The 12,561-nt window shown below is 73.1% G+C and carries 3 protein-coding genes; 2 read left to right on the plus strand and 1 reads right to left on the minus strand.

Annotated elements, in window-relative coordinates; translation table 11 throughout:
- Together ABD340_RS05260 and ABD340_RS05265 are read left to right on the plus strand one after the other, a co-directional pair.
- The gene (locus ABD340_RS05260; protein WP_344587324.1) at positions 1–8,694 is read left to right on the plus strand and encodes a type I polyketide synthase; all 8,694 of its coding nucleotides are present in this window, start codon (positions 1–3) and stop codon (positions 8,692–8,694) included.
- On the plus strand, positions 8,691–10,772 hold the full coding sequence (locus ABD340_RS05265; RefSeq protein WP_344587325.1) for a type I polyketide synthase: 2,082 nt from the start codon (positions 8,691–8,693) through the stop codon (positions 10,770–10,772). The genes ABD340_RS05260 and ABD340_RS05265 overlap by 4 nt, the downstream gene beginning before the upstream one ends.
- Before the next feature lie 111 nt (positions 10,773–10,883).
- On the opposite strand, the gene ABD340_RS05270 is transcribed toward ABD340_RS05265, so the two are convergent.
- On the minus strand, positions 10,884–12,497 hold the full coding sequence (locus ABD340_RS05270) for an ADP-ribosyltransferase domain-containing protein (RefSeq protein ID WP_344587326.1): 1,614 nt from the start codon (positions 12,495–12,497) through the stop codon (positions 10,884–10,886).
- Positions 12,498–12,561: the final 64 nt, after the last annotated feature.

Below are 12,561 nucleotides of genomic sequence, written 5' to 3' on the forward strand. Positions count from 1 at the left end.
ATGTCGAACGAAGAGAAGCTCCGGTATTTCCTCAAGCGGGTCACCGCCGACCTCCGGGAGGCGAATGACCGCGTCCGGGAACTCGAAGGCCAGGCCGGCGAGCCGATCGCGATCGTCGGAATCGGCTGCCGCTATCCCGGGAACGTCGCCTCGGCCGCGGACTTGTGGGGGTTGGTGTCCGGTGGCGGGGACGCGGTCGGTCCTTTTCCGACGGATCGTGGCTGGGATGTCGCCGGGCTGTTCGACCCGGAGGTGGGGCGTCCGGGTAAAAGCTATGTGCGTGAGGGCGGTTTCGTTTACGGGGCCGGTGGGTTCGACGCGGAGTTCTTCGGGATTTCACCGCGTGAGGCGGTGGCGATGGATCCGCAGCAGCGGATGGCGTTGGAGGTGTCCTGGGAGGCCATCGAGCATGCCGGCATCGATCCGCTGTCGCTGCGCGAGTCCCAGACCGGCGTGTTCCTCGGCGCGACCTACGGGGGTTATGGGCAGGACCAGGAGACCGGTACCGGCGATGGGGACGGCTTCCGGCTGACCGGCATCTCGCCGAGCGTGACGTCCGGCCGGATCGCCTACCTCCTCGGCCTGCGCGGTCCCGCGATCTCCCTGGACACCGCGTGCTCCTCATCGCTGGTCGCGCTGCATCTGGCGACTCAGGCCCTGCGATCCGGCGAGTGCTCGCTGGCGCTGGCCGGCGGCGTCACCGTGATGGCCGGCCCGGACGGGTTCGTGGAGTTCTCCCGGCAGCGCGGCCTGGCGCCGGACGGCCGGATCAAGGCTTTCGCTGCGGCGGCCGACGGCACCGCGTGGAGCGAGGGAGCCGGGGTCCTGCTGCTGGAGAAGCTGTCGGACGCCCAGCGCCACGGCCATCCCGTCCTGGCGGTGGTGCGCGGCTCGGCGGTGAACTCCGACGGCGCGAGCAACGGGCTGACCGCCCCGAACGGGCCTTCCCAGGAGGCGGTCATCCGGGCCGCGCTGGCCAACGCGGGCCTGGCCTCCGACGAGGTGGACGCGGTGGAGGCGCACGGCACCGGCACCACCCTCGGCGACCCGATCGAGGCGCGGGCGCTGCTCGCCACCTACGGGCGTTCCCGGCCCGCGGACCGGCCACTGCTGCTGGGATCGGTGAAGACCAACCTCGGGCACACCCAGGCCGCCGCCGGGGTGGCCGGAGTGATCAAGATGGTCATGGCGATGCGGCGGCGGACCGTCCCGGAGACGCTGCGGGTGGACGCCCCGACGCCGCACGTCGACTGGTCGTCCGGCACGGTGCGGCTCGCGACCGGCCCGACGCCCTGGCCGCAGGGCGACCGCCCGCGGCGGGCGGGCGTGTCCGCGTTCGGGATCAGCGGCACCAACGCCCACGTCATCCTTGAAGAACCCGAGATTATTGAAGAAGCACCCGAGAGCGAACCGGCGGAAGCCGCGGAACCCGGCCAGGTGACCTACCCGGTTCCGCTGGTGCTCTCCGCCAAGACGCCGGACGCGTTGCGCGCGCAGGCGGGGCGACTACTGCCCGCCGTGGCCGCCCACGCGTTGGCGGATGTGGGTTTCTCGCTGGCCACGGGCCGGTCGGCGTTCGAGCACCGCGCCGTGGTGCTGGCGAACGACACCGAGGAGGCGCGGCGGGGACTGGCGGCGCTGGCCGAGGGGGATCCGTCCCCGCACGTGGTAAACGGGGCCGCCATCGCGGGCAAGGTCGTGTTCGTGTTCCCCGAGTCGTTCGACGCGGGGGCGGCGGCGGAACTGCTGGACACCAGCCCGGAGTTCGCGGCCCTCATCGAGGGCCTGCCGGTGGCCTGGAACAAGCACTTCCCGCACGCCCGCCGCGTCGAGCTGCCCAGCTATCCGTTCCAGCACCGGCAGTTCTGGATCGAGGCGTCGGGGAGTGCGGGGCAGGCGAGCGAGGGGTGGCGTTACCGGGTCGACTGGGAGCCGCTGGCCGCCGATCCGGCTCCGGCGCTGACCGGCATGTGGTTGCTCGTCGCCCCCGTCCATGAGGCCGTCGCGGACGCCGAGGCCGTTGCGGAGGCCCTGACGGGCCATGGGGCCGAGGTCCTGATCACGTCCGCCGAAGACATCCCGGACCGGCTGCCGGCCACCGAGTTCGACGGTGTGGTGTCGCTGGTCGGCGGTGCCGCGGCCGCGTCGCTGTCGCTGGTCCAGGCCCTGGGTGACGCGGGGGTTTCGGCGCCGCTGTGGTGCCTGACCCGTGGCGCGGTCTCCGTCGGTGATCCGGTCGACCCGTCCCAGGCGCAGGTCTGGGGGCTGGGGCGGGTCGCCGCGCTCGAACATTCCGACCGCTGGGGCGGTTTGATCGATCTGCCTCAGGCGCTCGACCCGGCCGCGCTGTCCCGTTTGTGCGGCCTGCTGGCGGGCGGCCACGGGGAAGACCAGCTTGCGATCCGTCCGACCGGCATCCACACCCGCCGACTGGTCCCGGCCGGCAACCGGACCGCGGCCGCCCGGCGCTGGCAGCCCCGCGGCACGGTACTGATCACCGGTGGCACCGGCGGGCTGGGCGCGCACGTCGCCCGGTGGGCCGCCCGCGAAGGCGCCGAACACCTCCTCCTGATCAGCCGGGAGGGGCGGGACGCCGAAGGCAGCGCCGAACTGGAAGCGGAGCTGGGCGACCTGGGCGCCGGGGTCACCATCGCCGCGTGCGACGCCGCCGACCGCGACGCCCTCGCCGCGGCCGTCCAGGCTCACGACGTCCCGCCGATCCGGGCCGTCGTGCACGCCGACGCCCTGCGCGAGCTCGCCCCACTGGCGGAAACCACGCCCGCGATGCTGCACGCCGTGATCGCCGCCAAGGCGACGGTCGCGGCGAACCTCGACGCGCTGTTCGACGCCGACCCCCTGGACGCCTTCGTGCTGTTCTCCTCGGTCGCCGGGGTGTGGGGCAGCGGCGATCACGGCGCCTACGCGGCGGCGAGCGCCGAGCTGGACGCGCTCGCCGAGCGGCGGCGGGCCCGCGGCCTGGCCGGCAGCTCGATCGCGTGGGGACTCCTGGACGTCTCCGGCGACGCACCCGCGCGCGACGGGAAGCGGACCCACGGACTCGGTTACCTGCCGGTGCCCGCGGCCCTCACCGCGATGCGGCAGACGGTCGAACGCGAAGAGACCGCGGTCGTCGTCGCGGACGTGGACTGGGCGCGGTTCGCGTCCGCGTTCACCCTGGCGCGGCCGAGCCCGCTGCTGCGCGGCGTACCCGAGGCGGATCCCGCGCCGGTCGCCGCCCAGGAAACCGGCGGGGGCGCCGGGGACGCCGAGCTGCGACGGCGGCTGTCGGCGCTGCCCGAAGCCGAGCAGAGCGCCGCGCTGCTGGAGATCGTGCGGTCCGCGGCGGCCTTCGTGCTCGGGCACGGCGGCGCCGCGGACGTCCCGTCGAACCGTCCGTTCAGCGACCTCGGCTTCGACTCGCTCACCGCGATCGAGCTCCGCGACCGGCTGGACGCCGAGACCGCGCTCCGGCTCCCGGCGACCCTGATCTTCGACTATCCGACGCCCGCCGCGCTGGCCGGGCACCTGCGCGCCGAACTGCTCGGCGACCGGGACGAGATCCGCACCGGCACCCGGGGCGGCGCCGACGAGCCGATCGCGATCGTGGCGATGAGCTGCCGGTTCCCCGGCGGGGTCAGGTCCCCCGAGGAGCTGTGGCGGCTCGTCGCCGACGGCCGGGACGCGGTCGCCGAGTTCCCCGCCGACCGCGGCTGGGACGTCGCCGGCCTCTACGACCCCGAGCCCGGCATGGTGGGCAAGTCGTACGTGCGGGACGGCGGATTCCTGGACGGCGTCGCCGACTTCGATCCGGCGTTCTTCGGCATCAACCCGCGCGAGGCGCTGGCCATGGACCCGCAGCAGCGGCTGCTGCTGGAGACGTCCTGGGAGGCCCTGGAGCGCGCCGGCATCGACCCCGCCGCGCTGCGCGGCAGCGACACCGCGGTGTACGTCGGCACCAGCATCCAGGACTACGGCGAGCGGGCCATGCGCAGCAGCGACGACGCGCTGGCCGGCTACGCCGGGACCGGGAACTCGGCGGCCGTGATGTCCGGACGGGTGTCCTACACCTTCGGGTTCGAAGGCCCCTCGGTCACCGTGGACACCGCGTGCTCGTCCTCGCTGGTGGCCCTGCACATGGCGGTGCGGGCGCTGCGCGACGGCGAGACCGCGCTCGCCGTCGCGGGCGGCGTGACGGTGATGGCGAGCCCGGTCATGTTCGTCGAGTTCAGCCGGCAGCGGGCGCTCGCGGCGAACGGGCGGTCCAAGTCGTTCTCCGACGACGCGGACGGCACCGGACTTTCCGAGGGCGTCGGCATGCTGGTGCTGGAACGCCTTTCCGACGCGCGCCGCAACGGGCACGAGGTGCTCGCGCTGCTGGCCGGCACCGCGATCAACTCCGACGGCGCGAGCAACGGCCTGACCGCGCCGAACGGCCCGTCCCAGCAGCGGGTGATCCGCAACGCGCTGGCGGACGCGGGCGTCGCGCCGTCCGATGTGGACATCGTGGAGGCGCACGGCACCGGCACCCAGCTGGGCGACCCGATCGAGGCGCAGGCGCTGGTCGCCACCTACGGCCGGAACCGGGCGGACCACCCGCTGCGGCTCGGCTCGCTCAAGTCGAACATCGGGCACACCCAGGCCGCCGCGGGGGTGGCCGGGGTGATGAAGATGGTCCTCGCCATCCGGAACGGGGTGCTGCCGAAGACGCTGCACGCGGCCGAACCGACCACGCATGTCGACTGGTCCGCGGGCACGGTCGAGCTGCTGAACGAGTCCGTCCCCTGGCCGGAGACGGGACGGCCGCGCCGGGCCGGGGTGTCCTCGTTCGGGATCAGCGGCACCAACGCGCACGTGATCGTGGAGCAGGCGGAGCCCGCCGACGAGCCCGACCTGGTCGAGCCGGCCGAACCCGCCGCCGTGCCCTGGCTGCTGTCCACGAAGACCGACGCGGCGCTGCGCCGCCAAGCCGACCGGCTCCGCGGCTTCCTGGACGACGATCCGGGCGGCTCCGCCGCCGACATCGGTTTCTCGCTGGCCACCACCCGCTCGACCTTCGACCACCGCGCGGTCGTCGTCGGACGCGACCGGGACGAGCTGGCCGCCGGCCTCGAAGCCCTGGCCGCCGGTACGCCGGCCGACCGCGTGGTGACGGGAGCGGCCGGACCCGACCCCAAGGTGGTGTTCGTCTTTCCCGGCCAGGGGTCGCAGTGGGCCGCGATGGGCCGGGAGCTCCTGGAGTCCTCTCCGGTGTTCCGCGCGCAGGCCGAGGCTTGCGCCGAGGTGTTCGATCCGATGCTCGGCTGGTCGCTGCTGGACGTCCTGCGCGGCGCCGAGGACGCGGCCCCGCTGGACCGGATCGAGGTGGTGCAGCCCGCGCTGTTCACCATGATGGTGTCGCTGGCGGCGCTGTGGCGTTCCCACGGCGTCGAGCCCGCGGCGGTGACCGGGACCAGCCAGGGGGAGATCGCCGCGGCGTACGTCGCGGGCGCGCTGTCCCTGGAGGACGCCGCACGGATCATCGGGCTGCGCAGCAAGGTGCTGGCGGACCGGCTGGTCGGCCACGGCGCGCTCGTCTCGGTCGGGCTGTCGGCCGCTGATGCCGAGAAGCGGATCGCGCGCTGGGACGGCCGTCTCGAGGTCGGCGGCGTGAACGCCCCCCGGCTCGTCACGGTCGCCGGTGAACGTTCCGCGCTGGACGAGCTGGTCGCGGAACTGGAGGCGGACGGCGTCCGGGTCCGGGAGGTGGCGGCCTCGGTCGCCACGCACTGCGCGCAGGTGGACGGCATCCGCGAGGAGCTGATGCAGGTCCTCAAGCCGGTCAGGGCGCGGCGGGCCGAGATCCCGTTCTACTCGACCGTCACCGGCGGGCTGCTGGACGCCGACGGCATGGACGCCGAGTACTGGTTCGCCAACACGCGCGAACCGGTCCTGTTCGAGCCGGTGACGCGCGCGCTGCTCGACGCCGGCCACACGGTGTTCGTCGAGGTCAGCCCGCATCCGGTGGTCGGCGTCGCGGTGCAGGAGACCGTCGACGATCGCGACGCGGCCGCCGCGGTGACCGGTTCGCTGCGCCGGAACCACGGCGACCTCGGCCGGTTCCTGACCTCGCTGGGCGAGGCGCATGTGCACGGCGTGGACGTCCGGTGGGAGGAGGCGTTCGCCGGAGCCGGCGGCAGCCGGATCGACCTACCCACCTACGCCTTCCAACGGCAGCGGTACTGGCTGGACGACAGCGCGGTGACCGCGGACGCCGCCGCGTCCGGCCAGCGTTCGCTCGACCATCCGCTGCTGCCCGCCGGCCTGCCGCTGGCGGGCGACGGCTACCTGCTCACCGGCAGGCTGTCCCGGACGGCGCTGCCCTGGCTCGCGGACGGCACCCGGGTGCTGCCCGGTGCGGCCATCGTCGAGCTGGCGATCCGCGCCGGCGACGAGGTGGGCTGCGAACGGCTGGACGCCCTCACCCTGGACGATCCCCTCGTGCTGCCGGAGGTTGGCGGCCTCGCCCTCCAGGTCTCGGTGGCGGCGCCGGACACGCTGGGGCACAGGGCCGTCGAGGTGTACTCCCGTGCAGAGGACGCGCTGGCCGCCATGCCGTGGACACGGCACGCCACCGGGGTGCTCGCCCCGGGCGCGGCTCCGGCGCCGTCCGGAACGTCCACCGAGCACGACGCCTTCGCCGAGGTCACGCTCGACGAGGCGGAACTCGCCGACGCGTCCCGGTTCGGCCTGCACCCCGCCCTGCTGGAGGCGGCGCTCGGCGCGACGCTGGGCGAGTCCGAGCGGCCCACGGCCTGGCACGGGGTGTCGCTGTACGCCACCGGGGCGACCACGCTGCGGGTGACGGTGACCAGGCTGGACGCGGACACCGTGTCGGTCGTGATGGCCGATCACACCGGGACGCCGGTGGCCGCCGTCGACCGGCTCACGCTGGGGCCGGTGCCGGTGGCGCAGCCGGACGTCGCGGACGGCGCGCTGTTCGGCGCGGACTGGGTGCCGTTGCCCGGGATCGCCGCTGCCCCGTCCGGGCGGTGGGCGGTGCTCGGCCCGGACCCCATCGGGCTGACGCCCGCGCTCGCCGCCGCCGGGATTCCGGTCGAAAGCCACCAGACCCTGGCGTCGCTTCGCGAGGTCCCCGACGTAGTGTTCGTACCCTGCGACCCCAAGCTCCGCTTGAACGCCCCGACGGTGCGCCGGACCACACATCGGGTGCTGGAGCTGGCTCAGGAATGGCTGGCCGACGACCGCTTCGCCACGAGCCGCCTCGCCTTCGTCACCAGGGGCGCGGTCGCCACCGGTGAAAGCGACGGCGTCCCCGACCTGGTGCACGCCGCCGTATGGGGGCTGATCCGGTCGGCCCAGTCGGAGAACCCGGACCGCTTCCTGCTGGTGGACCTCGACAAGGCCTCGTCCCACGCGCTCCCCGCCGCGGTGGCCTGCGGCGAAGCGCAGCTCGCCCTGCGCGACGGCGTGGCCCTCGGCCAGCGGATGCGTCCGGCGGCCCGGACCGGCGCCGCCGAACGGCCCCGCCTCGACCCGGACGGCACCGTGCTGATCACCGGGGCCAACGGGGCGCTCGGCGGGCTGGTCGCCCGGCACCTCGCCGCCGAGCACGGCGTCCGGCGGCTGCTGCTGATCAGCCGGAGCGGCACGGGCACCGCCGAACTGGAAGCCGAACTGGCCGGCGCGGGCGCCGCCGTCACCACCGCCGCGTGCGACGTGGCCGACCGGGCCGCGCTGGCCCGCCTCCTCGCGGACCATCCGGTCAGCGCGGTTTTCCACACCGCGGGCGTGCTCGACGACGGCGTACTGGTCTCGCTGACCCCGGACCGGATGGACAAGGTGCTGCGGCCGAAGGTCGACGGCGCGCTGAACCTGCACGAGCTGACCGGCGACCTCGACGCCTTCGTGCTGTTCTCCTCGTCCGCCGCCACCTTCGGCAGCCCGGGCCAGGGCAACTACGCGGCCGCCAACACCTTCCTGGACGCGCTGGCGCAGCACCGGCTGGCCGGCGGGCTGCCCGCGGTGTCGCTCGGCTGGGGCTTCTGGGCCCAGCGCAGCGGCATGATCGGCGAGCTGGACCAGGTGGAGCTGGAGAACCGGATGGGACGCAACGGCATGAAGCCGATCCGTCCGGCCGAAGGGCTCGCGCTGCTGGACGCCGGTCTGAGCGCCGGCCGGGCCGCGCTGCTGCCGCTGCGGCTGGACGTCCCCGCGCTGCGGGAGCTCGCCGAAACCGGGCTGCTGCCCGCGGTGCTGCGAGACCTGATCCGCGTTCCGGCGCGGCGGGCGGTGGACGCCGGTGCGGGCGAGGAGACCTCGCTGCGGGACCGGCTGGCCGGCCTGGACCCCGCCGATCGCCAGGCCGCGCTGCTGGACCTGGTCCAGGGCACCGTGGCGGCGGCGCTCGGCTACGAGTCGCCGGACGAGGTGGAGCCGTCCCGCGCGTTCAAGGAGCTGGGATTCGACTCCCTGACGTCCGTCGAACTGCGCAACCGGCTGAACGCGGCCACCGGCCTGCGGCTGCGCGCGACGGTCGCGTTCGACTTCCCGAGCCCGCGGGCCATCGCCGACCACCTGGCGGCCGAGCTGTTCGGTGTCACCGAGCAGGCAGACGACACCGAAGCGGAATCGGAAATCGACGCCATGGACCTCGAAGCACTCGTGGACCTGGCACTGGAAGGCGAGGAGCCGTGACGGCGATATCCACCGAGAAACTCGAAGCGGCGCTGCGGGCGTCGATGAAGGAGAACGAGCGGCTGCGACGCGAGAACCAGCGGCTCACCGAACCGATCGCGATCGTGGGAATGGCCTGCCGCTTTCCGGGCGGGGTGTCCTCACCGGAGGACCTGTGGCGGCTCGTCGCCGCGGACGGCGACGCGATCACCGGATTCCCCGTCGACCGCGGCTGGCCCGACGCCGAACTCGCCACCCGGGGCGGCGGCTACCTGCACGACGCCGCCGACTTCGACGCGGAACTGTTCGGCATGTCCCCGCAGGAGGCGGTGGCCACCGACCCCCAGCAGAGGCTGCTGCTGGAGACGTCCTGGGAGGCGTTCGAACGGGCCGGCATCGACCCGACGTCCGTGCGGGGAAGCCGCACCGGAATATTCGCCGGGCTGATCTTCCACGACTACAGCTACCGATTCCGCACGCCGCCCGAAGGCGTACTGGGCTACACGTACTTCGGCAGCGCGGGAAGCATCGCGGTCGGCCGGGTCGCCTACCACTACGGACTGGAGGGCCCCGCCATGTCGCTCGACGCGGCGTGCGCCTCCTCGCTGGTGTCGCTGCACCTTGCCTGCCAGGCGTTGCGGCGGGACGACTGCACGCTGGCGCTCGCGGGCGGCGTGGCGGTGATGTCGACCCCGGAACTGCTGGAGGAGAGCACCCGCCAGCAGGCCGAGCTCGCCCCGGACGGCCGGTGCAGGTCGTTCGCGGCGGGCGCCGACGGCATGGGACTGTCCGAGGGCGTCGCGATGCTGCTGGTCGAGCGGCTGTCGGACGCGCGGCGCAACGGACACCCGGTCTTCGGGGTCGTCCGGGGCAGCGCGATCAACCAGGCCGGCGCGGGCAACGGGTTCACCGCACCCAACGGGCCCTCGCAGGAACGGCTGATCCGGCGGGCGCTCGCCGACGCCCGGCTCGCCCCGTCCGAGGTCGACGCGGTCGAAGGGCACGGAACCGGCACCGCGCTCGGCGACCCGATCGAGGCCCAGGCGCTCCTGGCCACCTACGGGCGGGACCGGCCCGCGGACCGGCCGCTGTGGCTCGGGTCGCTGAAGTCCAACCTCGGCCACACACAGGCCGCGGGAGGCAGCGGCGGGGTGATCAAGATGGTGCAGGCGATGCGGCACGGCCTGCTGCCCCGCACCCTGCACGTCGACGAGCCCTCACCCAAGGTGGAGTGGGCCGACGGCGCCGTCGAGCTGCTGACCGAGCCCGTCCCGTGGCCGGAGACCGACCGGCCCCGGCGGGCGGGCGTCTCGGCGTTCGGGGTCAACGGCACCGCCGCCCACGTGCTGCTGGAGCAACCGCCCGAACCCGAACCCCGATCCGGTTCAGATGGCGTAACCGTGCCGTGGCTGCTGTCCGCGAACGGGCCGGAAGCCCTGCGGGCCCAAGCAGAGAAGTTGCTGGCCTTCGTGGACGGCAACCCGGACGTGCCACTGGCCGACGTGGCCTTCTCACTGGCGACGGGCCGCGCCGCGCTGGCGCACCGAGCCGCGATCGTGGCCGCCGACCGGAAGGGTTTCCTCGCCGGCCTGGACGCCCTGGCCAAGGACCGCCAGGCGTCCGAGGTGTCGCGCGGCGTGGCCGGCAAGCCGGGCCGGGCCGCCTTCGCCTTCTCCGGCACCCCGCGAGACGGCGAGGCCGGAAGGGAGCTGTACCGGACGTTCCCGGCCTACGCGGAAGCCTTCGACGAGGCACCGGTGTGGTTCGCGGCCGAGGTCGGGTTGTACGCCCTCTTGTCCTCGTGGGGAGTGCTGACCGCCCTTCCCCACGACAAGGCATGCGAGCTGGCGGCCGAAGGAACCCGGTGGCCGTCAGAACCGGACGCGTCCGTCGTGATCGACGCGGGCACCGTACTCCAGCAGGACCCCGCCCACGGCCTGGCCGCCCCCCTGGCCGAGCTGTACGTGCACGGGGTCCGGGTGGAGTGGCGGGAAATCTTCACCCCATTGAACGTCCGCCACGCGGACTTGCCGACGTACGCCTTCCAGCGCCGGCGGTTCTGGCTGGAGTGGCAGGCTGTGTCTGCTTCACCCCATTGAACGTCCGCCACGCGGACTTGCCGACGTACGCCTTCCAGCGCCGGCGGTTCTGGCTGGAATAGCGAGCCGTGTCCGCTCCCTCCGCGCCGGGAGCGGACACGGCGCGATGGCTCAGGACACCAGGGACTGCTCCTCCAGTTCGGTCAGCTTCACGGTGCACAGTCCGCCGCGCTCGGCCTTCACGTCGGTGACCTTGAGCTGCGTGCCCGGTGCGAGGATGAACTCCTCCTCGCCCGTGAACGCCGAGAAGTTCCGGATGCCCACGGCCCTGGCGGGGGTGACCTCGAAGAGCGTCCGCTTGCCGCGGCTGCCGAGGAACCCCTTGGCCACGCCGAGTTCTGACGTGCACGAGGACACGCCCCACCACGTCACCGTCCGCCCGCGCGGGTACTGCGCCCGCAGGTCCAGCGATACCCCGCGCCACAGCGGCTTCGTGCGTGCCGGGAGCCGGGAGACGGCCGAGAACAGGAGCCGCAGGTAGCCCAGGTACGGGACGGCCTTGGTGCGGTCCGGGTCCCGGAGGGTGGCGTTGATCTTCCGGTAGAACGCCGATTCGCAAGTGTAGAGATAGAGCGCCGCGATCTCGTCGGGGGACAGCAGGTGGTCGACGCCGTCCGCCTGCCTCTTGCCGAACTCGTGCGACATCCGCACATGCCGGTCGAGGCCCGACAGCAGCTCGGCCACCGGGGCGACGGCCTCGCGGAAGTCCATGAGCGGGGTGTCGAACACACCGGTGATCGCGGGAAGGACCAGCCCCTCGTCCTTGACGCTGGCGAGTCGCTCCAGGTACAGCTGGTGCAATTCCATGGTGGAGGCGATGAACGCGCCCATGCGTTCGGCCGTGCCCGGATCCGAGTCGGCCTGCGCGGCGAGTTCGTTCCACCCTTTGCTCGGCAGCCAGTCGATCTCGTCGGCGCCGAGCGATGCCAGCGCCGCGTTCACCATGTTGAAGTGGTCGCCTTCGCAGAAGATGTCGCCCTGCGCCGCGGGGTTGGGGTGGTCGATATGGCGGACGTCCACCCCGGGGTATTTCTTCTGGAGTCGGAGCACGACCTTCTTCAGACTGCGCGCGTGCGCCCCCCACCACGCGAACACCACGCCGCGGTCCTGCTCGTCGGCGTCCTGCTTGGCCTTCAGGATCTCCTCGACGAGCCGTTCCACGACCGGCCGCCAGAACGCGGTGTGCCGGTCGGTGCCCATCGCCCCGTCGGCACTGGCGGTGAGCGCCGCGTTCAGCAGCAGCACGCCCTGCGTGAGCATCGCCTGGAACCATTCCGGCGGCTGTACGGTGTCGTTCTCCTTCAGCAGCTTGCGAATGTCGGCGATCGGCGTCTTCTTGGGAATCCCGTATTTCCACATCGCCGCGGCCTTGATGATGCAGCGAATGCTGACGACCCGGCCGAACTGGCTGTCCTTCCAGTCATGGAAGGTGTTGTCGAACATGGCGATGCCGGTGGCGCTCTCCGGCCGCGGATAAGGGTTCTGGCCGAAGACCACGACCTTCCACTTGTGCGGCGGATTGGGCTTGAGCGCCTGGAAGGTCAGTTCCCGGACGGGCACGACCTCCGGGCCGCGGCTCGGGCCGATGAACGCGGCCGCGTCCGGCTGCGCCTCGATGACCGGCCGCAGAAGCGGCAGCCACGGCTCACCGCCGCCCTTGAAAAGCTCGGCGAGACCCAGCGGGTCATTCGGGTCGGACGGGCTGGAGGGATTGGCGTCGCTCATCGGGGCTCCCGAATCAGAATTGTCCGCGCGAAGGGCTTCCAAGGCCCAGGCCCGCGGCAGAGTA

The organism is Actinomadura vinacea, assembly GCF_039532545.1.
Lineage (GTDB): Bacteria > Actinomycetota > Actinomycetes > Streptosporangiales > Streptosporangiaceae > Spirillospora > Spirillospora vinacea.